Genomic DNA, 26,711 nt, shown 5'->3' on the forward strand with positions numbered 1-26,711 from the left:
GGTTAAAGATACAAAACCACTTATACTTGAACTTGCTTCCAATTTCCTTTTTTAAACCAGATTATTGACATTACAGCTAAAAGAATTTCAGCTGCAGTGATTGCAATAAATACGCCTATTGCTCCAAAATCCAATACTATGGCTGCTACATAAGCTATTGGCAATTGAAACATCCAAAAAGAGAAAAAATTAATCTTAGTTGGAGTTTTTGTATCGCCAGCACCGTTGAATGCTTGAGTAACAACCATACCGTAGGCGTAAAATACATACCCTATCGCAATAATCTGAAGACAGAGCGCTCCGTTTTCAACCACAGTTGGTGTTGCATTGAACCATGAGATAATAGTCTTAGCAAAAATTAAATAAACAAGAGAAACCAAGCCCATAAAATATGCATTGTACTTTCCTGTTTTCCACACGGAGACCTCTGCCCTATCCGGTTTTTGAGCACCAAGGTTTTGACCAACCAATGTTGCCGCGGCATTGCTCATTCCCCAAGAAGGCATTAAAGTAAACATGATGACCCTTATTGCTATGGTATAACCTGCCAATACTTCACTGCCAAATTCTGACATAATACGCATTAGGAAAACCCAACTAGACGTCCCTATTAAAAACTGAGCTATGCCTCCCAAGGAGACTTTGACCAAATTGACCATCACCTTTAGGTTAAAAACCAAATCTTTGAAGGCCAATTTAATTTTACCCCAACCAAAGAACAAAATACCCAATTGAAAGAGCACAGCGGTTCCACGACCAATATTGGTGGCAATAGCGGCGCCCATTACACCATATTCAGGAACTGGTCCCCAACCAAAAATAAATATGGGGTCTAAAATAATATTCAAACCATTGGATAATACCAGAGTCCACATGGCAATAGAGGCATCACCAGCGCCCCTAAAAATTGCATTGATCAAAAACAACAGCATTATGGTTATGTTACCTCCAATTAATAACTTGGTGTAACCATATCCCTCCTCAATCAAGTCAGGTTCACCACCCATTAATGCCAATATTTCTTTAGCATAGAAGATTCCCAGGATTCCGAGTAAAATAGAAATGATTACACCCAGACCGATAGCCTGTACGGCTGCCTCTCTAGCTCCTTTAACATCCTTTTCTCCTATTCTTCGCGCCACAACGGCCGTTGCCGCCATACTTAGACCAATTGCCAGTGCGTAGACCAGAGTGATTACAGATTCAGTTAGGCCAATGGTAGCTACAGCATTTACGCTTACTTGAGAAACGTAAGCAATGTCGACCAAGGCAAATATGGACTCCATGAGCATTTCTAAAATCATGGGAATGGAAAGCATGAAAATCGCCTTGCGGATGCTTCCTGAAGTAAATTCTGTCTCTTTGCCAGTTACGGCAATCCAGAAATAATTAAGTAATTGTTTTAAAGAAGGTATCTTGGAATTTGTCATTATAAAAAATTATGTGTGAAAAAAGAATGAATATGTCAACCTGGCCGAATAAGTTTTTCGGCTACTTTTTTGGCTCAAAGCCAAAGGTGACATCTATCGTATACATAATTCTTATAACTTCATGATAAAGCAAAGATGCTAAAAAAAATGATATGCTACATCCGAATGCACATTATAAATTCAAAAAAAATTATAAAGTCATACTTTTATACTTAACTAGAAATCATCAAAACCAAAACACTAAAACCTTCTCTATGAGATTTATTTTAGCAACCCTGTTCATTGCGGTATTAGTCTTTACTTCTTGTAAAAACACAGCCAGTCCCATTGCTGCAGATACAGCCGTAAAACAAAAACCATCCGGTTATCAAGGTCAACAGCCGAGTCCTATTGTGCCCACCGTAAATAGACCTGTGCAAAAACAGTGGAAAGGAATATGGTCTTTTGATGATAATACCACCTTTTTCACCAATGATTTTGATGGTGCTCGTCTAAACGGAGTTGCAGTCGATGGAAATGATCATTACACCATATGGATAACCGCAGAAAATACACCTATTAATGTAAGTCCATGGTACGCATTTAAGGTGTGGACAGAAAATCCACGAGAGATTACCATTAAACTATCTTATCAAGATTCTAGAAGCCGTTATTATCCAAAAATCAGTACAGATGGCATTCACTTTAAACCCATTGACAGCACTGCTTATAAACCTATTAACTTAGGAGAAGGGGATTTTGGCATTAAAGCGGCACCAGAATTTGTTGAGTTGACCTTAGCAATTAAAAAAGAACCTATTTGGGTAACAGCGCAAGAATTATATACTTCCAAACGAGTAAAAAGTTGGGTGGATTCTCTTTCTGTAAAGCCATTTATCTCTAACTACGAAATAGGGAAAACTACAGAAGAACGGTCAATGCAGCTTATGGAAATAAAGGGAGATAGCACAGCAAAAAAGGCATTGATGATTATCTCTAGACAGCATCCGCCAGAGGTTACCGGTTTTATTGCAATGAAATCTTTTATTGAAACAATTTCTGGAGAAAGTGCACAGGCTGAAAAGTTTAGAAAGAACCATACAGTTTTTGTGGTTCCGCTGATGAATCCAGATGGGGCAGATAATGGTCATTGGAGGCATAATATGGGTGGTATTGATTTAAATAGGGACTGGCAAAATTTCAACCAGCCAGAGACCAAAAGTGTACGAGACTTTTTAAATAAAAAAAGTAGTGAGGGGTATGAGTTTGTTTTTGGTGCTGATTTTCATTCTACCTGGGATGATATCTATTATCCTTTGGACACAACAGTTACCGGCCAAAAGGGTAAGATTGTATTTGATTGGATAGAAAACATAAGCGATAGGTTACCTCAGAAAAAATCTAACGTAAAAGCTTCAGATAAGTTAGACCCTACCATGGTTTCGCGAACTTACTTTTACGTAAAACATAAAATGCCAGCTATTGTTTTTGAACTTGGCGATGACACGCCAAGACCATTTTTAAAAGAAAAAGGAAAGGTTGCTGCTGAAGAATTAATGCGTCTTTTAGACGGTGATTAAAAAGTTATTTTGCGTAATTGACTCGATACCTCCAAAAACTTATGCCGCCTAAAATAAACACCCCAAGTACGGTAAACCATATGAAGTTGGGAGTTATTACTTGGTCACCGCTTGCATAACTATGCAAACCAACCAAATAAAAGTTGACTCCAAAATAGGTCATCATAATACTGGCAAAGGCTATAATACTAGCAAAGCTAAAAGACCATTTTCCTCTGAGTCCGGGTACCAAACGCATGTGTATTACAAACGCATAGATCATAATGGAAATTAAAGCCCAAGTTTCCTTGGGGTCCCATCCCCAATAACGCCCCCAGCTTTCATTGGCCCATTGACCTCCTAAAAAGTTACCAATGGTAAGCATTACAAGGCCGGTGGTCAAAGCCAATTCGTTAATAACTATGAGCTCTTTTAAATTAAGTTCCATACGCTCTTTATTCTTCTTGGTGGTAAGAATAATCAGTAGCAAAGAAACAACACCTAAAATCATACCAACGGTCAGCGGTCCATAGCTGCCAACAATTACCGCTACATGAATCATTAGCCAATAGCTGTCCAGAACAGGCTGCAAATTGGCTATGGCGGGGTCTATCCAACTTTGATGGGCTACTGCGAGAAGCAAGGACGTTACAAAGGCACTTGCTGCCAGCGTCAACTCACTTTTCCTTCCCAAAGCCAAGCCTATTGCCATGGTCGCCCAAGAAACGTACAAAATACTTTCATAGGCATCACTCCACGGAGCATGGCCAGAGATATACCAGCGTAAAATAAGACCTGCAGTATGCCAAACAAATAAGATAATCACCAATCCTTTAAGTGCGTATGCAGCTGCCTTCCAAATTTCTCTGTCTTTAAAAATTCGGAATATCAGGATAAAGAACAGCAATAAGCCAACCATACCGTAATACTTGTACAATCGGTTGAAAATATCCAACTTGTTGTACATGATTTCAATCTCTACCTTTTTCTCATCAGGAAGCACCTCAGCACCATGGTTTCTTTGATTCTGTTTAAAAGCTTCTAGCAACATATCTGGCTGGGTATAATCTCCAGAAGCAATTGAAGTTTTAAGGGAACCCAAATAATAGGGCATTGAATTTCTTATGAAATTGGAATACAAAGAATCTGACACTTGATATTGTCCGGAACGATATTCAATGGCCGATATCCATTTATTATTTTCATCATTCAACAAGGGAAATATTTTAACGATCTGTCCGCTAAGGGCTATGTTTAACAAACTTAACCGTTCACCAACCTTTTTAAAATCCTTTTCAAAATTGGAAGGATTAGTGGTTGAAGTTGCCTTCTCCAAATAAGGTTGCAGCTTATAAGTCCCTTTCTCGTCAAAAAAATCTGTAGCTTTTACATACTTTGTTCCCTTTGGCACATCAATAATACTCCGAAGACTATCATTTTCTTTTTTTCCAAGTGCTATAAATTCGGTGTTGTACCAAATCCCTGGATTCATCATCATGGAAAGGAAGACTTGATTTGCCGTAAAGCCGTCATAGGTATTCTTCCCGCTTAGTCTACGCAACAACTCTGAAGCAAATGTATGAATGGGTTTCATTCTACCTCCTTCATCTTGAATAACAAGTGCTCCAAAACTTTCAGCATGTAGCTCGTCCACAATGGTGGTTTGAATAATGGAATCTACCAGTTCCTGTGGTGGAAGATTGGAATGTTCGTGGTTTTCAGAACCCTCATGTTGGGCTGTAGCCAAAGAAGTAAACAAGAAAAAAGCAGCTGCGGCCAAAGTTGCTTTTTTGGCTTTGATTTTTTCCAAAGATTTTTGAAGATCACGAAAACGGGTTTTCCCAAAGAACATGATTCCCATTAGCCCCAGATAGAGTAAAAAGTAACCAATATAGGTAATCCATGTACCCCAAAAGTCATGATTGACGGATAAAACAGTTCCTTTTTCATCTGGGTGAAAGCTGGACTGAAAGAATCGATATCCTTTATGGTCCAAAACATGGTTCATAAAAATATCATAGTCAAATGGACGTTCATCTTCAACAGTAATCTTACTCATAAAAGAAGCATAACCCGCTTCTGTACCTGGGTATTTTTCAGCAATAAAGTCATTCAACTGAATTGAAAATGGAAGCTCATATACTTTAGACCCGTAACTGAGCGAAAAATCCATCCCGCCTACTTTTACCTTATCTGAAAAATTGGAACTACCCTTTCCTCCCAATAATTTCTGTTCTACAGTTTCCCCATTTACAGTTATGGATACCACCAAAGCATCTTGTGTTGCCTCTGTAACTTCATTATCTGGAACTTTGACCACTCCATAACTCCCTTTAACCAAAGGTTCAGGAATTACAAACTGCATTCCGGCCATATTGTACAGGGAACGTAACTGTAATGTTTGAAGACTGTCATTCACGACTTCTCCTCGCAATTGATCGGCCATTCGCATAAAATCTCCAGAAAAAGGGGATTTAATTTGATAACCCTCGCTGTTCGAGTAAATATTTATCGCCCCATCCGTTTCATTGTTCAAAGAAAATAACACGTTATGAATACTGGCAACCTTTCCGTTTTCCAAATAGTGCTCATGGCGTTCACCATCACCTGCTTCAACAATTTTAAGGTATTCATTGCCGTTTTCATCTGGAATCAATCCTTCTTCTGCCCCAGCTATAAAATCAACATAAGAAATAGTAAAGGGTTGGCCATTAAAATCTGATTTCCATGGTAAACTGGAACGCATACCTTCTGGAGTAATAATCAAATCATCTTCTAACACCCTGCGTTTTGTCTCTCCTCCAATATCACCATCCACAAAAGCTGTTAAATAGGTTTTATCCGAATAAAATCTATTTTCGGTATTTCCTTCCCTAATGGGCATCACGCCTTCATAGCTTATATATCTTGTTACAAAAGCTCCAATTATGATCAAAACCCATGAAAGGTGCAGGGTGAGCACTGGCCATTTTTTCCAGCTGAAAAGTTTATAGCGGAACATATTCCCTACAAAATTGATGACAAAAAATACCATAATGGCCTCAAACCAGGTGGCATTGTAAATGTAAATTCGAGCTGTTTCAGTACTGTACCAACTTTCAACAAAAGTTCCAATGGCCATCGCAGTAGCGAAAACCAAAAAAAGAACAGCCATAAGTTTTGTAGAAAAAAGGGTCTTTTTAAGAATGTCTATCATCTAATTGCAGATGTGTTTTCAGCATGCAAAAATACCATCTTTTTACCATTTATCTTGGTGTTGATGCCCAGAAAAGGTTAAACAAATTTGTTAATTCTTCAAATTCCCAAAAGCTATGTCATGATGTTATTCAAATTGTAGAAATATACTTAGCAACGTCTATTAACAAATGCCTTAAAGTATCTTACACATAACGGTATCTGTGATTCTATCACATTTGCTAAAGCCAAAGCCAAATACGTCCTCTTTGTTAGCCGTGAGTTCATAAAGTTTTTCTTTTAGCATGCTTTTAGCTCGATGCAGGCGTACCTTAACATTTGAAATCGAAACATCCAAACATTCAGAGATTTCCTTAATTTTCATTCCCTCAATCTCCCTTAGCATGTATACCGTACGATACTTGATATCTAAAGAGTCAATGGCGTTTTCTAAAAGTTGTTTTGCCTCGTTTATAATAATTCTTTTTTCGGGATTCAATTGATTGTTATCAGGTATTTCCAAAATAGTATTTTGTTTTATTTCTGATGGTCGACGGTTCAAATCAATAACTTTTTCCTTTTCTTTTAATCGGGCCAAAACTTCATTGATTCCTATTCTAATTAGCCAGGTGGTATAAGATGAAGCATGTTTAAATTGATATAGTTTTTCGAATGCTTTTAAATATGTGTTTTGCATGATATCTTCAATTTCTGCGATATCATTTATATAACTTCTAATCACACGAAAAAGCTTTTGGTTATTTCGTCTCAAAAGAATTTCATACAGCTCCTTTTCACCTGAGAGAATGCGCTTAATTATTTCAGATTCAGGTATTTTATGGCTGTTAAAATCGCTTATTTTAATCGGTTCCATCATTTTGCTTTGTCTTTAGATGGTGTTTCATATAAATAGTTACAAAATTTTGTAACCTTTTTGAGCTTCTCTTATCTAAAGTTAAAAATTAATAAACCAATAAATGATGGATTCAAATGTTCAACAAGTAAGATTAATATTAAAATACACCTATGGTTTAGTTCCTATTATCGCTGGACTGGATAAGTTTACCAATCTATTGACTGACTGGAGTCATTACGTTTCCCCAGGGCTTTCTGATATAGTTCCATTAGAAGCTGGTGCATTTATGATGGTTGTTGGGGTAATAGAGATTATAGCTGGCGTTCTTGTGCTAGTAAAGCCAAAAATTGGCGCTTTAGTGGTTATGGCATGGTTAATAGCCATTGCACTTATTTTGGTTCTTAGTGGCACTTTTATAGATGTCGCAGTCAGAGACCTTGTAATAGCTGTAGGCGCATTCTCACTAGCTAAGTTGTTAGACTCTAAACCGTTATAACACCTTGTTAGTCTAATTACTTCCGTAGATTTCACTACAAGGCTTGCCTATTATTCTTGATTAAGAACCTGAAACTAAGTAACTTTAAGAAAAAACACTATGAAAATGGACAGAAAAACTTTTATCAAAAAAACGACAGGTGCCTTGCTTGTGGTAATTCCTGCGTATTCAATTTTAAGCTGCTCTGGTGATGACAGTGCAAATGGGGATCCTAACATTGATCCAAGTTCGCGTGATTGCGCCGCGAATGGTGCCAATGCAATTTCTATTAGCAGTAATCATGGCCATACCCTTACCGTTCCAAAAGTGGATATTGATGCTGGCGCTGAAAAAGAATATTCCATACAGGGAGGGTCAGGACACAATCATAAGGTGAAATTAACTGCTAGTAATTTTGCTTCTTTAAGAGGAAACAATCAAATTACTATCGAGTCCACTACTGGAGGGGCTCATAGACATGATGTCACCGTAGCATGTGCTTAAAATGATTATTGTATTTATAGCCGCCAAAACCTGGCGGCTTTTTTTGTTTTAGCCTTTTACACTTCATTGGCTTATTTTTGATTCATGTACTCAATTATTATTTTGGGAACGGGTAACCTTTCTCAGCATTTATGTCATTCTTTTTCGGAGGTAAGTTCAATAAATCTTATACAGGTATTTGGGCGAAATACAGAAACTTTGAAAAAGTTTAGCACATATGCGGAGACTTGTTCCAATCCTAATGAGATTAAAGATGCAGATGTTTATATCATTGCTGTAAAAGATGATGCCATTGCCAAAGTTTCTCAATCGCTTACCAGTAAAAAAGGAATTGTAGTGCATACCTCTGGAGCTGTTGAAATGGATGCCATAGAATCGGTCAACAGTGGAATCTTTTATCCTTTGCAAACTTTTACCAAAGGTAAAGCCATAGATTTTAAATCTATTCCTATTTGTATTGAAGCAAAACAAAGTTCAGCCCTTCAAGTATTGCGGTTATTGGGAGAGGCAATTTCAGAAACGGTTTATGAAATAACTTCTGATCAAAGAAAAAAGTTACATCTCGCCGCAGTTTTTGCCAACAATTTTACCAACCATTTGTATAGTATCAGTGAAGATATTTGTCTGCAAGAAGGATTACCCTTTGAGCTTTTGCAACCCTTAATACTTGAGACTGCCAAAAAAGTACAATCTATTACTCCAAAAGAAGCACAGACCGGTCCGGCAAGGAGAGATGATAAAAAGAGTATTCAAAATCACTTAAGTCTATTAAAAGATAAAAAACAAACCGAACTTTACATTTTATTTAGTGAAGCCATAAAAAAAGTATATGAAGAAGAATTATAAGGAACTTTTAAATGATATTACCACCTTCGTCTTTGATGTTGATGGTGTGTTTACTGATGGTTCAATTTTGATAACTACCCAGGGAGAAATGCTTCGCAAAATGAATGTTAAAGATGGTTATGCACTAAAAACTGCTTTGCAGAAAGGATATAAGGTCTGTATCATTTCTGGTGGCACCAATGAAGGTGTCAAGGAGCGCTTAAAAGGGCTTGGAGTAACAGATATTTATTTGGGAGCCCATCATAAGCAAGACCCTTTGGAAGAGTATCTTGACATTTACAATATTGATGCTAAAAACGTTCTATATATGGGTGATGATCTCCCGGATATACCTCCTATGAAAATGGTGGCCCTTGCTACCGCTCCGCAAAATGCGGTTGCAGAAGTGAAGGCTATTTCTGATTATGTTTCGCATAAAAATGGTGGTGAAGGCTGTGTACGTGATATCATAGAACAAGTATTGAAAGTAAGAGGCGATTGGAACGATAATTATAGTGCCAAGAATGATTGAACCTAATCCTCTAAACGAAAAACTTAAAGGCTACAAGCTTATTTTAGGTTCTGCCTCCCCAAGAAGAAAAATGTTTTTAGAAGAAATGGGGTTAGATTTTGAGGTAATGCCAAAATCTATAGAAGAAGTCTACCCAGAAGAATTACAAGGAGAAAAAATATCTAGGTTTCTCGCTGAATTAAAAGCGACTCCATTTAAAGGTGAATTAAAGAAAAACGAGATTGTGCTCACTTCTGATACCGTAGTATGGTATAAAGGGATGTCTTTGGCCAAAGCCTCTAACAAAAAAGAAGCTTTTGATATGCTTCGCACATTATCAGGAGATTGGCACGAAGTGATTACCTCTGTTTGCCTTACCACACCAACAATCCAAAAAACGGTAAGTGCAACTACCTGGGTAAAACTTATGGATTTTACCGATGAAGAAATCGAACATTACATTGATATGTGTAAACCTTTCGATAAAGCAGGTGCCTATGGCATACAAGAATGGATCGGAATGGTGGGAATTTCTAAAATAAAAGGACCATATACTAACGTTGTTGGCTTACCTACTCATTTAGTTTATAAAACGTTAATGGACATGGTTTCCTAAGCAGGGTTCCTTAATTTTACTAAAATTCCTTCCGTTATGAAAAAACTATTCAAAATAGAGTTTGCTATTGTATTGCTTTTAGTGATTTCTGTCACCTTAGTTTCTTGTGTTGAAAAAACGAAGGCCTCTAACAAAGAAATGGCTCTCAATACCGAAGAAGTATCTGAAAAAGTTGAAAGCCCAAAAAAGCAACTTTCTGAAGATTTTAAAAAATACTGGTATGCCGGTAATGCCGAAATCACTTCTTATAAATTAGAACAAGCCAGATATGGTGAAATTAGAGATGGGCATTCCGTACTCATATATGTTACTGAACCATTCTTGCCAGAAAAACAAGTAAAGGCCGACAGAGATAATTCCAATAATATTCCTGTCCTAAAACTAAACACCACAAAAAAATACTTAACAGGCATTTATCCTTACTCTGTAATGAGCAGTACTTTCTACCCGGTTTATGACAACCAACATGCAGTAAAAACAAGCCTGTCCATGCAAGAATGGTGTGGACACATGTATTCACAAATCAATAATAGGAAGCAATTTGAATTTATGTCCCACTCCTATTTTGAAAATGAAGCAGATCAAAACATAACATTGGAAAAAGATCTTCTGGAAAATGAAATATGGAACAAAATTAGAATCAATCCTAACGATTTACCTGTTGGAAATTTAAAAATGATTCCATCTCTGGAGTACACAAGGTTAAGACATGTAGAACTTAAGGCTTACAATGTAAAAGCTGAGCTATCAAAAAAAGAAGGAATTAGTAGCTATACTTTGGTTTACCCAGATTTGGAAAGAAGCCTTAGTATTAATTTTACTTCTGAGTTCCCCTACGCAATCGAAAGTTGGTCCGAAGATTTTAAAAGTGGCTTTGGTCCAAAAGCAAAAATAATGACCACAAAGGCAACAAGGTTAAAATCTTTAAAGACAGCCTACTGGGGGCAGAACGGAAATGAGGATCTAATCTTAAGAGATAGCTTAGGGCTATAGTCTTACCGTTTTTGTTATAATCGCACCCTGTTAAAGATGTTCTAAATTGCATCCAGCGTGATTTGAATCTTTCTATATTTGGAGCAACCACTAAAAAACTTCCTATGCGAAACTTTTGGGTCAGCGTTCTGACTTTAGCTACCGTTGTTTCAAACACCTACGCCCAAAGGCCAAATAAACCTTCATCTACAGAAATACATCATAGCCTTCAAAAATTAAATTTTTTAGGTACGGCACTATATATTGCTGCCCATCCCGATGATGAAAATACTAGATTGATTTCCTATTTGTCCAATCATGACAAGGCACGCACTGCTTACCTTTCCATTACGAGAGGTGATGGTGGTCAAAACTTGATTGGTTCAGAACTAAGGGAGCTTTTAGGCGTTTTAAGAACTCAAGAACTCTTGGCTGCCAGAAGAATTGATGGTGGAGAACAATGGTTTACACGCGCTAATGATTTTGGGTACTCCAAACACCCTAACGAAACTTTGAAAATATGGGATAAAGAAAAGGTCTTGGGCGATGTTGTCTGGGCCATCAGAAACCTAAAACCCGATGTTATTATAAATCGGTTTGACCATAGAACTCCTGGTTCTACTCACGGGCATCATACTTCGTCGGCCATGTTGAGCATGGAGGCTTTTGATATGGCCAATAACCAAAGTGCCTATCCAGAACAATTACAGCTTACCTCCACATGGCAACCAAAAAGAGTGTTTTTCAATACCTCTTGGTGGTTTTATGGTAGTCAAGAAAATTTTGAAAAAGCAGACAAATCCAACATGTTGAAAATGGATATTGGTGTTTTCTATCCAGAACTTGGACTTTCCAACAATGAAATAGCATCAATGGCCAGCAGCCAACATTTATGTCAAGGTTTTGGTAGAGTAACTACAAGAGGTTCTCAAGATGAGTATGTAGAATTATTAAAAGGAGATTTACCAGCAAGTAACAATTTGTTTGATGGTATAAACACCACCTGGTCAAGAGTTGAAGGCGGTAAGGCCATAGGCGATATTTTATACAAAGTGGAAGAAGATTTTGATTTTACAAACCCTTCAACACATGTTCCAGAATTGGTCAAAGCATATCAGCTATTGCAAAACATAGAGGATGCACATTGGAAAGCTTTAAAATCTGAAGAATTAAAGTCACTCATATTGGCATGCTCGGGACTGTATTTGGAAATTAGCGCTGAATCCGCATCCACTACACTAGGTAGTACCTCTAAACTTAATGTAGAAGCTTTAAACCGAAGCACACAAAATGTTACCCTGAAAGAAATCAAACTGATGGGTTCAGAAACAAACATGCTGCCCAAAAAGGTTTTATCAGAAAACAAGAAAGAAAACTTTAGCATTGAATTCCCCGTTCCAGAAACAGCAATCATTTCCGGTCCGTACTGGTTAAAAGAACAAGGTAGTCTGGGCATGTATACGGTTAAAAGCCAAAAAATGATTGGGAAGGCAGAAACGCCAAGTGCTTTCAATGCTCAATTCACGCTAGATTTTGATGGTGTTCAAATTAATTTTGAAAAGCCTGTTGTATACCGACATTCAAAACCAGACAGAGGGGAATTATACGAACCTTTTGTGGTGCTTCCGGAAGCAACTTCCAAAATAGAAGAAAAGGTTTTAATTTTTTCCGATTCCAAAACCAAAGATGTATTAGTAAGTGTAAAAGCTGGAAAAGATAGTGTTTCGGGTGAAATAGCATTGCAACATCCTTTGGGGTGGACGGTTTCTCCAAAAAGCAAATCCTTTTCAATTACGCAAAAAGGACAGGAACAATCCGTTACTTTTAAAGTAACACCACCTGATACGGATAGCGAAGGCAAAATCTCTCCAATTATCACTATTGCCAATAAGTCATATGACAAAGAGCTAGTGGAAATTGGTTATCAACATATTCCCAAACAATCTATCTTATTGCCTTCCGAGGCCAAGGTGGTTAGAATGAATATTCAAAAATCAGGAGAACATATTGGTTATATAGTTGGTGCAGGAGATAAAGTTCCAGAAAGTTTGAAGCAAATCGGATATCAAGTGCATATCATTGATCCAAATGACATTCAAAAAGGGTCTTTGGACAAATATGATGCAGTAGTAGTTGGTATTAGAGCATATAATGTTGTAGAAGATTTAAAGTTTAAGCAGCCTATTTTGTTTGACTATGTTGAGCGTGGCGGAAATATGATAGTACAATACAATACGGCAGGTAGATGGTCCAAGCAATTTGAGAATATTGCTCCCTATAACCTTACTTTATCAAGGGATAGAGTCACGGACGAGACAGCAGCTGTAAATATTATAGCAAACGATCATTCCCTTGTCAATTTCCCTAACACTATTAAGGAAAGTGATTTTAACGGATGGGTTCAAGAGAGAGGCTTATATTTTCCTAAGGAATGGAGTTCAGAGTTCACACCAATACTTTCAATGGGTGATGAAGGCGAAGACCCAAAAGATGGTAGTCTTTTAGTGGCTCCACACGGAGAAGGTCATTACATTTATACAGGTTTAAGCTTTTTTAGGGAACTTCCTGCTGGTGTATCCGGAGCATACAAGCTTTTTGCAAATATGCTTTCCGTTGGAAAAAGTGAAGTAAAAACCGAGAGTGATGTCAAAGGATAACATGGAAAATAGGCCTATTTGGAAGAAAGAGTATTCAATAGTGCTTCTGCTTAATTTTCTTTATATTTTGATTTTCTACTTCATAATGGTACTAAATAACTAAAATTCTTAATGGGCGTATTAGATTGGATTGTTCTAGGCAGTGCACTATTATTTATTGTTGGATATGGGGTTTGGAAAACCCAAGGAAGTAAAAATGTAGATGATTATGTTCGCGGTGGCAATGATGCCAAATGGTGGACAATAGGTCTATCCGTAATGGCCACTCAAGCCAGTGCTATTACTTTCCTATCCACTCCGGGACAAGCTTTTCATGATGGATTGGGTTTTGTGCAGTTCTACTTTGGATTACCATTGGCCATGATTGTTATTTGTTTGGTATTCATTCCTATTTATAAAAAACTAAAAGTTTTTACTGCATATGAGATGCTAGAAGGTAGATTCGATTTAAAAACCCGAACGCTTACGGCAATATTATTTTTAATTCAGAGAGGTTTAGCTGCAGGAATAACAATATTTGCACCTTCTATCATACTTTCCGCGGTATTAGGTTGGGATTTGCGCACATTGAACATCATCATTGGAGTTTTGGTTATCATCTATACGGTATCTGGAGGTACCAAGGCCGTTAGTGTGACGCAAAAACAACAAATGTTCATCATAATGGTGGGCATGTTCTTTGCTTTCTTTTTTATTCTTGGTTCCCTTCCAACAGGGGTATCTTTTGGAGAGGCCTTAAAAATTGCCGGGGCAAACGGAAAACTGGAGGTTTTAGATTTTAGTTTGGATACCAATAACAGATACACATTCTGGAGCGGTATAACTGGCGGATTCTTTCTAGCACTCGCCTATTTTGGAACAGACCAAAGTCAAGTACAGCGATATCTTTCCGGTAAATCTGTTCGTGAAAGTCAGCTAGGTCTTATTTTCAATGGTGTTTTTAAAATTCCGATGCAGTTTTTCATATTATTGGTTGGCGCAATGGTGTTCGTTTTTTATCAGTATAACCCATCCCCTTTAAACTTCAACCCAGCTGCTACCCAAGCGGTTATGGAATCAGAATACTTAGGAGAATATAAAGCTTTGGAACAAGAACATTTAGTACTAGAGCAAGAGAAAAAAATGGCTCAAAATGCTTTTTCTGCTGCTCTGGAGTTGAAGGAATACAATGCAATTGAGCAAGCTAAGCAGGACATTTTAAAAATTAACCAGAGAGAAAGAGCAAGCAGAGATACAGCCAAAACTTTAATAGCAAAAGCCAGTGATACGGTAGAGACCAATGATAAGGATTATGTTTTCATTCACTTTATTTTGGATAACCTGCCTACTGGACTCATTGGGTTACTTTTAGCCGTTATTCTCTCCGCTGCCATGTCTTCCACTGCATCCGAACTAAATGCCCTTGGAACGATTACCGCCCTTGATTTATATAGGAGAAACAAAAAAGAGAAAAAAGATGAGAAGCATTATGTTCTTGCAACCAAAGGATTTACACTGCTTTGGGGTATTGTAGCTATTTGCATAGCTTGCTTTGCCAATCTTTTTGACAACCTCATACAACTTGTAAATATTATTGGTTCCATCTTTTACGGCAATGTTCTGGGCATCTTCCTATTGGCATTCTTCTTCAAGTTCGTAAAAGGAAATGCTGTGTTTATAGCTGCACTGGTAACCCAAGTCATTGTAATTATTGGATGGTATATGGACTGGATGTCCTATCTATGGCTAAACGCATTTGGATGCATTTTGGTCATTTGCCTTGCAATGTTAATTGAAAGCTTCGATAGTTTTCTAAGTAAGCCTCCAATAAAGGCATAAAAAAACCCACGCTAGTAGCGTGGGTTTTCATTTTTTAAAAGAGAAGCCTTAAAGAGCTCCCCATTCTTTTAAAGAATCTTTGTTCATTTTAACATAGTCATCATTTCCTGCAGTTTCAGATGCAGCTAATGATTTTTTAGCAGTTTCAATAGCCGCTTTCTTATCCCCAGCCTTGGCATAAATCAAGGACTGCTGACGTAACTGCCAAAATCTTGGCTCTTCTGTCATGGACATTGCTTTTTCCATCCATTCTTTAGCTTTGGAAATATCTTTATCCGCATTTAAATAATAAACCGCTGCAGTATAATAATCTCCTGCACTGGGTCCTGCCAATGTATTCTCAATATCCTTAAGAACAGTTGCATCAGAAGGAACAGTAAAAGGAACAGCTACATATGCCTTCTCCCATAGAATTCCCAAGTTAGCTCCAGTACTTTTTAAATCATCAATAGTAATGGTAAATGTTTCTACCGGCATTGACATTGGATAAACTTGTACGGTAGTTTTCGCAACCACTTTACTATCATCCCATTCTTGTGGAGTTCCGCCTCCTTGAGTGTCAGTATAAAAGAATACTTCCCAGTTAGATTCACCTGGCTTTGTAAAAACTGAATATGTACCAGCCTTAACTTCTTGATCAGCTATGGCAACATCAGTGCTAAAGCTAACTTTTGTGTATGCATTAGCTCCTGTTCTCCATAATTTATTATAAGGAACCAAATCTCCAAAAATTGTTCTTCCGCGCATTGAAGGCCTTGAATAATCCACAGTAACATCAGTCAAGCCAACCGTTTGTTCCAATTTGGAAGAAGGGCTTGGGGCAGGGGTTGTAATCTGAGCTTCCACAGTAAGGGAAACAGATACAACGCATAGTAATAAGAGTAATTTTTTCATTAGAAAGTGTTTTAGATTTGTTAGTGCAACAAAACTAAATATAAAGGGATGTTAGGATTGTTAAGAAACCCTTAAAAGAGTGGTCCATCTTAAGGCAGGTTATAACACTTTGTTTGGTTTGAAAAAGACTTACGAGGAGAAGGCAATCTATTTTGTTTAATATTTTATGTTTTTTGTTAAACAATTTGAAAGTATCTTTGTAAAAAATTCTTAGATGAAATTATATCAGCTCCACTCAACCCAAGTATTGCCTATATCCAAACAAGAAGCATGGAATTTCTTGTCTAGTCCTAAAAACTTGAAGGTAATTACACCGGATCACATGGGGTTTCATATATTATCCGGAGCCGATAAACCAATGTTCTCAGGGCAAATCATTCAATACATCGTAAAACCATTTCCTTTCTTCAATACAAAATGGGTAACTGAAATTACACACGTGGCCCAAGGTGATTATTTTGTTGATGAACAGCGTTTTGGTCCTTATGCCTTGTGGCACCACAAGCATTTTCTTAAAGAAGTAGAAGGAGGAGTGCTTATGGAAGACATTATAGACTACAAACTTCCTTTCGGTATTTTGGGTCAGTTGGCCTATCCAATCGTAGTCAAAAAACAACTGCGGGAAATTTTCAAATACAGGGAGCAAAAATTAATTGAGCTTTTTGGAGAAGTTGAGGGTAAATCAAATACGCTCGAATTAAAATCAATTTAGAAGAATGAAAAAGAATATTTTACTAATTGGCGGATCGCACGGTATTGGTTTTGAAATGACTAAAAGTCTTGTAGAAGAAAACAATGTCTATGTTGCTTCAAGAACCAATGAAGAATTAGGAAATCTAGATGTACACCACATCCTTTTTGATGCCACTACGGATTCTTTGAATGAAACTCAACTTCCTGATGAAATTCACGGTTTTGCTTACTGCCCTGGTAGTATCAATTTAAAACCTTTTAAAATGTTATCAGTTGATACCTTTAAAGAGGACATGGATTTGAACTTCTTTTCTCTTATAAATGTGGTCAAAACAATACTTCCTAAAATGGCGGAAGGTTCCAGTATGGTGTTTTTTAGTACTGTTGCAGTAGGTACTGGAATGCCATTTCATACAAGTGTTGCAGCGGCAAAAGGTGCTATTGAAGGCTTTTCCAAGTCAATGGCGGCAGAGTATGCTCCAAAAATACGCGTAAATACCATTGCACCTTCCCTAGTAGATACACCACTTGCAAAACGTTTGCTCAATAACGATAAGAAAAAGGAATTAATGTCAGAAAGGCATCCCTTAAAAAGATATGGAGAAACAGCAGATATTGCCAACTTAGCGGTATTCTTGCTAAGCGAAAAGAGTACATGGATTACTGGGCAAGTTTTAGGAGTTGATGGCGGAATGTCCACTTTGAACGTAAATTAATGAAGGAAAAGATTTGTATTTTTTGGTTTCGCAGGGATTTGCGTTTAGATGATAACGTGGGTCTGTACCAAGCTTTGCAAACGGAGTACCCAGTTCTGCCCATTTTCATTTTTGATACTGAAATTCTTGAAAAACTGCCTAAAAATGATGCAAGGGTTTCTTTTTTTCATGGACAGCTTCAAATGATGCAAAAAAAGCTTCAGAGCAAGTTTGAAAGTGGTGTTGCCATGTATAAAGGCAATCCACTTAGAGTTTTTGATCAGCTTATAAAAGAGTTTAATATTGATTCAGTCTTCACAAATCATGACTATGAACCATATGCTAAAGATCGTGATATGCAAGTGCAATCATTTTTAGATAAAAATGGTATAAACTTCTACACATTTAAAGATCAAGTCATTTTTGAAAAGAACGATATACTAAAAAATGATGGAAATCCATATGTAGTCTACACTCCTTATAAAAACCGTTGGAAAGAAAACTTTAATCCATCAGTTCATCTTGTAGAATATGATACGTTTTCCAACTTTCATAAACTTTACAAGAAGGCGAATCTACCGAATTTGCAACTCAATGATATCGGTTTTGAGCAATCTAATATAAATGTTGAGGATTATAAGGTCACTCCTACCCTTATTCAACACTATGAAGAAACTAGAAATTTTCCAGCAAAGAAAAATGGAACGTCAAGATTGGGGCCTCATCTACGGTTTGGAACAGTTTCCATACGCAAAATGGTAAAAAAAGCTATTGCTGAGGAAAATGAAGTATTCTGGAACGAGCTGATTTGGCGTGAGTTTTTCATGCAAATTTTATGGCATTTCCCAAATACAGTGAATAATGCCTTCAAGCCCAAATACGACCGAATAGTCTGGCGCAACAATGAAGTAGAATTTGAATGTTGGAAAAAGGGGCAAACTGGCTATCCTTTAGTAGATGCTGGCATGAGAGAACTGAACACAACTGGTTTCATGCACAACAGAGTTCGTATGTTGGTAGCAAGTTTCCTATGTAAACATCTATTAATAGACTGGCGTTGGGGAGAGGCCTACTTTGCGGAAAAGCTATTGGATTATGACCTTGCCAGCAATATTGGTAACTGGCAATGGGCCTCTGGTAGCGGTGTGGATGCTGCTCCATATTTTAGAATATTCAATCCGACTACTCAAGTGGACAAATTTGATAGCCAAAAGGAATACATCAATAAATGGGTTCCTGAACTTCAAGACCTTACCTACCCTCCTCAAATGGTCGACCATAAAATGGCTCGAGAACGTTGTTTAAAAGTTTACAAAGAAGCTGTAGGTTAACTCTTTTTCAGTATTTTTAGTATTCGTTTTTATCCTTTAGGTTTCTTCCTATATAAATCAATGATTTGCCTAATGATACTGACTTTCTAAATGCGGACTAATTCAAACATTATAACATGAAAAAATTAACTACCCTAGTACTTCTTTGCTTGCTTTCAATACCTATGACAGCGCAAAAAATGAATTCAAACAAGAAAGCAATTGTTGCCTCCGTTGAAGCACATAAAGAGAACCTCATTAAGATAAGTGACTCTATTTGGGCTCTTGCTGAAACGGCATTCAACGAGTCTAAATCTGCAGAGGTTTTGGCAGACTATGCTGAGAAAAACGGATTGACCGTAACTAGAGGTGTAGCGGACATCCCCACTGCATTTACTGCTACTTATGGTTCAGGAAAGCCAGTAATAAGCGTTTTGGGCGAGTTTGATGCACTACCCGGTCTTTCGCAAAAAACGGAACCTACCAAAAATCCACGGATTGATGGAGCACCTGGCCACGGATGTGGACACAACATGTTCGGTGCAGCGAGTTTAGGAGCTGCAATAGCCATAAAAGAACAAATAGAAGCTGGAAAATTAAAAGGTACTGTGAAATTCTTGGGGACTCCTGCAGAAGAAAAGTTTTTTGCAAAAGTTTGGATGGTAGAAGCTGGGCTTTGGGATGATGTAGATGTAAATGTAAGCTGGCACCCGGGGGCTAATATAGAAGCCGATGTACAGAGTGGTCTCTCTTTGATAGATTTTATAGTGGAATTCTATGGACAGGCTGCACATGCCTCTGCAGATCCATGGAATGGTCGTAGCGCTTCTGATGCTCTGGAACTGTACACAACAGGAATGAACTACTATAGAGAACACATATTGCCAACATCTAGAATCCATTATCATATTCAGGATGGTGGACAAGTTGTAAATGTTGTGCCAGATTATTCTAAGATTTGGGTAAGGGTACGTGATCCTAAGCGTAAAGTAATGCTTCCTACTTATGAACGTGTTAAAAAAATGGCCGAGGGAGCAGCGATTATGGCCAATGTGGATTATAAAATATCCTTGGTTTCAGGAATTTATGAGGTTTTGGTAAACAGAGCTGGAGGAGAAATTATGCAAAAGAATTTGGAGCTTTTGGGCCCAATTTCATATACCGAGGATGAAATCACATTCGGCAAGGCCATTCAAAATGCAACAGGAAAACCTGAAATAGGAATGGATAGCAAAATTCAGCCTTTACGAGAAACGGAAAAAAGTCCAGGAGGTGGTTCCACAGATGTGGGTGATGTAAGTTGGAATGTGCCAAACATTAACCTAAGTGTAACCGTGGCACCTAAAGACACTCCTTGGCATTCTTGGGCCGTTGTAGCATGCGGTGGTATGAGTATCGGCCATAAAGGAATGGTCTATGCCTCTAAGGCAATGGCTATGACTATGGCGGATCTTTTTGAGAATCCAAAATTGGTAGAAAAGGTAAAAGAAGAGTACAGGACTAGAAAAGGTGATGAAAAATACGAAGCCATGATTGATGGTCCTCCACCTATCGGAAAAAACTAGACAGAATAGTTGAATTCTGCTAGATAAAATAGCGCGAAAAAAGGAACGCCATAAACCTTGAGGTAAACAATAAAAATGAAGAAGTATTTAGTGGTATTTGCCATGGGGTTGATTTTTCAGTCCCATGGTCAACAAAATAAATTGTCTCTTTTTGATAACCTAATCGGGAAAACATGGAAGGCTGAAGGCAAATGGGGTGATGGCTCAAAATTCAAACAAGAAATTGAGTTAAAATACAGCTTGGATAGTACGCTAATCATTACAGAAGCACTTGGCTTTACCAATAAAGAGCAAACTGTTTACGGTCCTAAGAACCATGGTATTCGAAAGTTTGATGAACAGTCAAATACCATCAAGTTTTGGGAATTTGATGTTTTTGGTGGAGTAACAGAAGGTACAGTTAAAAGCAAGGGTCGAGATATTATTTACACCTACGCTTATGGTGAATCAACTGTCACCGATTACTGGCAATATGTAGATGCACATACTTATGATTTTATTGTTGGTGATTTTGAGAATGGTCAATGGAAACAAAAATACTTAAGTACTCAATTTACTACCGCTAAAAGAAATGGGGTAAGTTTTGATTTTGACCATCAATCCCTTGTGGTCACCAATCTCATGAAAACAGGAGATTTTTACAAAGATGTTTTTGGTTTTGAGGAAATTCCACATCCAGAGCGAAAACCTGGATTCAGGTGGTTCAATATTTATGGGAACTCTCAATTGCACTTGATTAAAAAGGATGTCATTGAATTCAAAAAAGATAAGAGCATTCATTTATGCTTGGCAGTTCAGAATTTAGAAGGTTTTATTGAGCGTTTAATTTTAAAGGACATTGACTTTTATGATTGGCCCGGTAACAAAGGTTCTGTAACCGATAGAGCTGATGGTGTAAAACAGATTTACATTCAAGACCCTGAAGGCTATTGGATTGAAATAAACACAGCAAAACATTAATTATGAGTGATGCTATACTACAAACATTTCCTTTGGGTTTTCCATGGCAGACGCAAGATCCTTTTCTTTTTTGTGTGTATCATTTAGATCATTACCCAAAAGGAATTGAGACCATGGGACCAGATCCTAAACTTCTTGAAGGTAGAAATATGGGGAATGACTTTACCATAAAAGATGGATGGCGAATGTATCATGGGCAGACCATTCCAGGTTTCCCATATCATCCGCATAGAGGGTTTGAGACCATTACCATTGTGAACAAAGGGTATTGTGATCACTCAGATTCTCTGGGAGCAGCAGGAAGGTTTGGAGAAGGTGATGTGCAGTGGATGACTGCGGGGCGTGGAGTTCAACATTCAGAAATGTTTCCCCTGCTAAATACTGACAAAGACAATCCATTAGAGCTGTTTCAAATTTGGTTGAATTTGCCCAAAGCGGATAAGTTTGTGGAACCTCATTTTAAAATGCTGTGGCATGAAGATATTCCAATTATCGATGAAGGAAATGCTCAAATAAAGGTTGTTGCCGGAAGTTATAAGAATACTACAGCCAATGACCCTGCTCCCAACTCATGGGCTGCAAAAGATGAAAATGAAGTAGGTATTTGGAACATTCATGTCGATGCCAATTCGGAATTTACGCTTCCAAAGGCAAATACGCTTGTTACTAGAACACTTTATTTTTATGAAGGCTCTGAAATCTATTTTGGAGACCGAAAAGTGAATCCAAATTTTGGAATTGCTTTGGATGCATCACAAGAGGTTACTATAAAAATTGGCTCGGAAAAGGCGCATTTCTTATTGTTACAAGGCAAACCCATTGACGAACCTGTAGCAAAATATGGCCCTTTTGTAATGAACACAGATGAAGAGATCCAACAGGCGATGGAAGAGTATCGCTTGACCCAATTTGGAGGTTGGCCTTGGCCCTATCCAGATAATGTACATGATAAAAGTAAAGGACGATTTGCATTATACCCCGGAGGCAACTTAGAAGAAAAAAGTTAGATATGAATATCTAATTTGGATTTTTGTTCAATTCAACTAAACTTGAAATCAAATTGTTGTCCACTTATACAATTAATAGTTAGTTTTATACATATTTCCCAAGAAACCTCCAGTTTTATTAGGCATTTTGTCTAGGTATAACTAACTATATTATCATCTATGAGGCTTCCTACTTCCTTGTTTAAATCATTAATTACCATACTGTTGGCTACAACTTTTTGTTCTGCCCAAACAAAAAAGTTAGATAGTATTAAAAATCTTATGAAGACCGCCAATGATACTACAATGGTTAGTCTTATAAGATGGCGAGGCAACTATACACGGCCCCAAAGTACCGAAGAAGCGCTAAAGCTATATGATCAAAGTATAGAAAAAGCGAAGGAAATTGGTTTTGTACAAGGAGAAATCAAAGGTTTGTATTCCATTGGGGTAAGTTATGGCATGGCTGGCAACTATCCCGAATCACTTTTCCATTTAAAACAGTCCCTTGCCCTGGCAATCGCTCATAGCAAATTTGAAGATGTAAGTCTTAACTATGGAGCTTTGGGTATCGTTTATAAGCGCATTGGAGATTATTCAACAAGTCAAGACTATTACCTTAAGGATTTAAAACTGGCAGATTCACTTCAACTGGATACTGATAAATCAGACACCTATATAAATTTGGGGATTTTGTATGATTTAATGGACCAACAAGAAAAAGCAGTTGAAAGTTATGAAAAAGCGCTGGAGGTGGTACCAGAAGCTGATAGGGCCAATAAAGAAAAAACTGTTTTGGTCAACCTTGGAGACATGGACTTTGAAAATAAGGACTATGAGGCTGCCCTTAAAAAATTTATAAAAGGTGCTGCCTACGACAAAACCCAGAATAACGAAATAAACCTTTCCATTTCGTATGGTGAAATTGGCACCTGCTATCTTAATTTAGGTCGATGGAAACAAGCTGAAGATTATCTCTTAAAATCGTTAAAGCTTGCCCAAAAACTGTCTCTACAGCAAGAAGTTGTTGTGGCTTACCAAAATCTTGCCGACCTGTGGTTCCGTCAAAAAAGATATACTAAGGCTCTTGAATATTCGAACAAGAACTTGGAGTCTTTAAAAACAATGATTGGAGCATACGAACAAAAAAAAGATGCACATGAACTAGCAAGTAGAATCCACGAGGAAATCGGCCAACTTCCCAATGCTATACAGCATCTTGACCAAATGATGGCTTACAAGGATAGCCTGCTCAATGAGGCAAAAGTCAGGGAAATCCAAAATTTGCAAGTACAACATGAAGTATATCTCAAAGACAGGGAAATCCAAGGGAATGTACTTCAGTTGACGCTGCTCAACACTCAGGTTGCTCTCAACAACAGAAGGATGGTTTATCTATCCATTATCGCATTCCTTCTCCTATTTTCTGCTGGATTACTCTACTTTAGGTTTAGGGCAAAGAAGAGGGCAAATACTCAATTACAAGATAAAAACCAGTTAATCTCCGAGCAAAACCAGATTATTGAGGAAATGAATCAAAGATTGGAGAAACAAATGTTGCGTGCCCAAATGAATCCGCATTTTATCTTCAACTCCCTGAACTCTATACAGCACTTGATCAATTCTGACGACAGAATTAATGCCTTGAATTATCTTTCCAAATTTTCCAAGCTATTGCGTCAGGTACTAGAAAGTTCTATAAACATAAATTTGGTTTTAAGGGAAGAAATCGAATTGCTTAAAATTTATTTAGAACTGGAATCACTTCGATTCGACAATGCATTCAGCTACGATGTGGTTGTCGATGATCAACTGGATATCAACGAACATGAATTACCTATGTTACTAGTCCAACCCTATGCGGAAAATGCCATAATACACGGTTTAATGCCCAAACAAGGTTCAAAAGAACTTTTAATAGCATTCAATGATAAAAATGACTTTGTGGAATGTATCATAATGGATAATGGCATTGGAATCAACACTGATAAAAAGCAAGAGGAATCAGGAAATCCATCTAGGGGCATGTCGATAACGGCTAAACGAATTGAAAATCTAAAAAGGTTCACAAGCGAGAAGTTAATTAAGATAGAAAACTTAAATAAAGGGACTGCTACTGGAACAAAGGTGACAATCTTAATTCCAAAGAATTAAAGCATTCTATTAAATAGCCTCAAAAAACTAAACACGAACAATCTTAGCACCTATTGCCCTCAAACGTTCATCAATATTTTCGTAACCGCGATCTATTTGCTCAATATTATTGATTGTGGAAGTTCCCTTGGCCGAAAGCGCCGCTATCAGCAAAGAAACACCAGCTCTAATATCAGGAGAAACCATTGTGGTGGCTTTTAATGTGGATTTAAAATCATGCCCAATAACCGTAGCACGGTGTGGGTCGCATAAAATAATTTTGGCACCCATATCAATTAACTTATCCACAAAGAACAATCGGCTTTCAAACATTTTTTGGTGAATGACCACCTCACCTTTTGCCTGGATGGCCACAACCAACAGAATACTCAACAAATCCGGTGTCAAACCTGGCCATGGAGCATCAGCGATCGTAAGAATTGAACCATCAATATAATTCTGTACCTCATACCCATTCTCATGTCTCGGAATATAGATGTCATCACCCTTACGTTCTAGCTTGATACCCAATTTTTGAAAAGCATTGGGTATTTGTCCCAAATCATCCCAACTCACATTCTTAATTGTAAGTTCACTACGGGTCATTGCTGCCAAACCTACCCAGCTACCAATTTCAATCATATCTGGTAACATAGTATGCTCGGTACCTCCTAAAGTCTCAACACCTTCAATGGTCAAAAGATTGGAGCCAATACCAGATATCTTCGCCCCCATTCTGTTCAACATCTTGCATAATTGCTGCAAGTAAGGCTCACACGCAGCATTATAAATTGTGGTCGTGCCTTCCGCTAAAACGGCTGCCATTACAATGTTTGCGGTTCCGGTTACAGAAGCCTCATCCAAAAGCATATAAGTACCCTTGAGTTTTTCAGCTTCTACACCGTAAAAATATTCCTCCTTGTTATATCTAAATTTTGCTCCAAGCTTAATAAACCCTTCAAAATGGGTATCCAAACGTCTTCTTCCTATTTTGTCTCCACCTGGTTTGGGTATATAGCCCTTTCCAAATCTTGCCAATAACGGACCTACAAGCATAATGGAACCCCTCAACCCGCGACCATCTTGTTTAAACTGGTCAGATTGCAAGTACTCCAAGTTGATGTCATCTGCTTTAAAAGTATAGGACCCTTTACCTTTTTTTTGGATTTTAACACCCAAATCTTCCAGCAAAGCGATAAGCTTATTTACATCAATAATATCTGGAATATTATTAATAGTGATTTTTTCTCCTGAAAGCAAAACCGCACAAAGAATTTGTAGTGCTTCGTTCTTTGCGCCTTGAGGTGTAATTTCACCATGAAGTTGGTGGCCACCCTCTATTCGAAATGTTCCCATGTATTCCTTTGGAATTTAATACCTCTTTTTTCCTCTATTATTGTTTCGCTGACCTTTCTTATTGTTATTGTTACTGGTGCCGTTCCTGTTAGATTTGGCCAAGCGATTCTTAAGGAATTGTCCACTATCAGTCAAACTTTCACCATCCGGAGCTAAATCAATCTGTCCATCGCTCAAGTCTTTTAGATGATTAAAGATTGCTGAGTCTTCCACAGTATCCTTGTTCCAGTTCAGATAGCATTTTTTCATGTGATTTGCTATGGCATATTCCAAGCCAGAACGCATATCGCCCTTTTCCCAGCTTATGGCAACATCTACCATTCTTTTGATGTTGTTTCCATAAAACCTGTATTTAGGATGGTTTTGCGGATATTCCAAAGGTTCTGGACGTTGTTGCAATACTTCTTTAGGGGTAATTGGGAAAGGGGAATCTACATCCAATTTAAAATCAGACATGATAAAAAGTTGATCCCATAGTTTATGCTGAAAATCAGGAACATCACGAAAATGCGGCTGTAGATTGCCCATTACACTTATAATGGATTTTGCAACTTTATTTCGTTCTTCCCTATCCGCTATGGAAACTGCATGGTCAACCATTTTTTGAAAATGACGGCCATACTCGGGAATGATGAGCTTAGAGCGCTCTGTATTATATTCTAAATTCTCTACTAGATTCAAATTAAAGAGTTTAATGAAGTTAAATTATTGGGAAGTATATCCAATAACGTTCGCAAAATAAT

Annotated in this window: 22 protein-coding genes; 16 read left to right on the forward strand and 6 right to left on the reverse strand. The window is 37.6% G+C overall.

The genetic code is table 11. The features are described 5' to 3' along the window. Positions 1-20: 20 nt before the first annotated feature. The gene (locus tag SJY44_RS12985) at positions 21-1,430 is read right to left on the reverse strand and encodes an MATE family efflux transporter (protein ID WP_396590047.1); all 1,410 of its coding nucleotides are present in this window, start codon (positions 1,428-1,430) and stop codon (positions 21-23) included. Positions 1,431-1,684: 254 nt separating this feature from the next. Between SJY44_RS12985 and SJY44_RS12990 the strand changes: the two genes are divergently transcribed. Next, positions 1,685-2,989 (forward strand): M14 family metallopeptidase, encoded by a 1,305-nt coding sequence (locus SJY44_RS12990; RefSeq protein WP_396590048.1) that lies wholly within the window; start codon positions 1,685-1,687, stop codon positions 2,987-2,989. A 4-nt stretch (positions 2,990-2,993) separates the two neighbouring features. Here the strand turns inward: SJY44_RS12990 and ccsA are convergent, their stop codons facing one another. Next, positions 2,994-6,164: a cytochrome c biogenesis protein CcsA gene (gene ccsA / locus SJY44_RS12995; protein WP_396590049.1), complete on the reverse strand. Its 3,171-nt coding sequence runs from the start codon at positions 6,162-6,164 to the stop codon at positions 2,994-2,996. A gap of 174 nt (positions 6,165-6,338) precedes the next feature. Beyond that, a complete protein-coding gene (locus SJY44_RS13000; protein ID WP_396590050.1) occupies positions 6,339-7,016 on the reverse strand; it encodes an RNA polymerase sigma factor in 678 nt (225 codons plus the stop codon). Between the two features lie 103 nt (positions 7,017-7,119). On the opposite strand from SJY44_RS13000, the gene SJY44_RS13005 reads away from it, so the two are divergent. The 8 genes from SJY44_RS13005 (at position 7,120) to SJY44_RS13040 (ending at position 15,376) form a co-directional block, all read left to right on the forward strand. Beyond that, positions 7,120-7,494, forward strand: coding sequence for a hypothetical protein (locus SJY44_RS13005; protein WP_396590051.1), 375 nt, complete (start codon positions 7,120-7,122; stop codon positions 7,492-7,494). A 105-nt stretch (positions 7,495-7,599) separates the two neighbouring features. Beyond that, on the forward strand, positions 7,600-7,977 hold the full coding sequence (locus tag SJY44_RS13010) for a hypothetical protein (protein WP_396590052.1): 378 nt from the start codon (positions 7,600-7,602) through the stop codon (positions 7,975-7,977). A gap of 84 nt (positions 7,978-8,061) precedes the next feature. Continuing rightward, a complete protein-coding gene (locus SJY44_RS13015; protein WP_396590053.1) occupies positions 8,062-8,823 on the forward strand; it encodes a Rossmann-like and DUF2520 domain-containing protein in 762 nt (253 codons plus the stop codon). Beyond that, positions 8,807-9,334, forward strand: a complete 528-nt coding sequence (locus SJY44_RS13020; protein WP_396590054.1) for a KdsC family phosphatase — start codon at positions 8,807-8,809, stop codon at positions 9,332-9,334. The genes SJY44_RS13015 and SJY44_RS13020 overlap by 17 nt, the downstream gene beginning before the upstream one ends. Beyond that, positions 9,327-9,929 (forward strand): Maf family nucleotide pyrophosphatase, encoded by a 603-nt coding sequence (locus SJY44_RS13025; protein WP_396590055.1) that lies wholly within the window; start codon positions 9,327-9,329, stop codon positions 9,927-9,929. Before SJY44_RS13020 ends, SJY44_RS13025 begins: the two co-directional genes overlap by 8 nt. A 36-nt stretch (positions 9,930-9,965) precedes the next feature. Beyond that, positions 9,966-10,922, forward strand: coding sequence for a septum formation inhibitor Maf (locus tag SJY44_RS13030; protein WP_396590056.1), 957 nt, complete (start codon positions 9,966-9,968; stop codon positions 10,920-10,922). 104 nt (positions 10,923-11,026) lie between these two features. Then, on the forward strand, positions 11,027-13,558 hold the full coding sequence (locus SJY44_RS13035; protein WP_396590057.1) for a PIG-L family deacetylase: 2,532 nt from the start codon (positions 11,027-11,029) through the stop codon (positions 13,556-13,558). A gap of 111 nt (positions 13,559-13,669) precedes the next feature. Then, the gene (locus SJY44_RS13040) at positions 13,670-15,376 is read left to right on the forward strand and encodes a sodium:solute symporter (RefSeq protein ID WP_298927143.1); all 1,707 of its coding nucleotides are present in this window, start codon (positions 13,670-13,672) and stop codon (positions 15,374-15,376) included. A 48-nt stretch (positions 15,377-15,424) separates the two neighbouring features. Here the strand turns inward: SJY44_RS13040 and SJY44_RS13045 are convergent, their stop codons facing one another. Beyond that, positions 15,425-16,270, reverse strand: a complete 846-nt coding sequence (locus SJY44_RS13045; protein ID WP_298927145.1) for a DUF2911 domain-containing protein — start codon at positions 16,268-16,270, stop codon at positions 15,425-15,427. 214 nt (positions 16,271-16,484) lie between these two features. Here SJY44_RS13045 and SJY44_RS13050 point away from each other — a divergent pair, with 214 nt between their 5' ends. The 7 genes from SJY44_RS13050 to SJY44_RS13080 all read left to right on the forward strand — a co-directional run bounded on the left by SJY44_RS13050 (position 16,485) and on the right by SJY44_RS13080 (position 24,633). After that, a complete protein-coding gene (locus SJY44_RS13050) occupies positions 16,485-16,982 on the forward strand; it encodes an SRPBCC family protein (protein WP_298927148.1) in 498 nt (165 codons plus the stop codon). Positions 16,983-16,986: 4 nt separating this feature from the next. Continuing rightward, positions 16,987-17,679 (forward strand): SDR family oxidoreductase, encoded by a 693-nt coding sequence (locus SJY44_RS13055; protein WP_298927150.1) that lies wholly within the window; start codon positions 16,987-16,989, stop codon positions 17,677-17,679. Continuing rightward, on the forward strand, positions 17,679-18,989 hold the full coding sequence (locus SJY44_RS13060) for a cryptochrome/photolyase family protein (RefSeq protein WP_396590058.1): 1,311 nt from the start codon (positions 17,679-17,681) through the stop codon (positions 18,987-18,989). Before SJY44_RS13055 ends, SJY44_RS13060 begins: the two co-directional genes overlap by 1 nt. A 116-nt stretch (positions 18,990-19,105) precedes the next feature. After that, positions 19,106-20,533, forward strand: coding sequence for an amidohydrolase (locus SJY44_RS13065; RefSeq protein WP_298927155.1), 1,428 nt, complete (start codon positions 19,106-19,108; stop codon positions 20,531-20,533). 75 nt (positions 20,534-20,608) lie between these two features. Then, entirely contained in the window at positions 20,609-21,493 is an 885-nt protein-coding gene (locus SJY44_RS13070; protein ID WP_396590059.1) for a VOC family protein, read from the forward strand. 2 nt (positions 21,494-21,495) lie between these two features. After that, on the forward strand, positions 21,496-22,500 hold the full coding sequence (locus tag SJY44_RS13075; protein ID WP_396590060.1) for a pirin family protein: 1,005 nt from the start codon (positions 21,496-21,498) through the stop codon (positions 22,498-22,500). Between the two features lie 159 nt (positions 22,501-22,659). Beyond that, positions 22,660-24,633: a tetratricopeptide repeat protein gene (locus SJY44_RS13080; protein WP_396590061.1), complete on the forward strand. Its 1,974-nt coding sequence runs from the start codon at positions 22,660-22,662 to the stop codon at positions 24,631-24,633. A 27-nt stretch (positions 24,634-24,660) separates the two neighbouring features. On the opposite strand, the gene murA is transcribed toward SJY44_RS13080, so the two are convergent. Together murA and SJY44_RS13090 are read right to left on the reverse strand one after the other, a co-directional pair. Then, positions 24,661-25,968: a UDP-N-acetylglucosamine 1-carboxyvinyltransferase gene (murA, locus tag SJY44_RS13085; RefSeq protein WP_298927165.1), complete on the reverse strand. Its 1,308-nt coding sequence runs from the start codon at positions 25,966-25,968 to the stop codon at positions 24,661-24,663. 15 nt (positions 25,969-25,983) lie between these two features. Continuing rightward, positions 25,984-26,649 carry a DUF4290 domain-containing protein gene (locus SJY44_RS13090; RefSeq protein ID WP_298927168.1) on the reverse strand — a complete coding sequence of 222 codons (666 nt, stop codon included), beginning with the start codon at positions 26,647-26,649 and terminating at the stop codon, positions 25,984-25,986. Positions 26,650-26,711: the final 62 nt, after the last annotated feature.

The sequence above is a fragment of the Allomuricauda sp. R78024 genome (assembly GCF_044596045.1).
In the GTDB taxonomy this organism is placed as follows: domain Bacteria; phylum Bacteroidota; class Bacteroidia; order Flavobacteriales; family Flavobacteriaceae; genus Flagellimonas.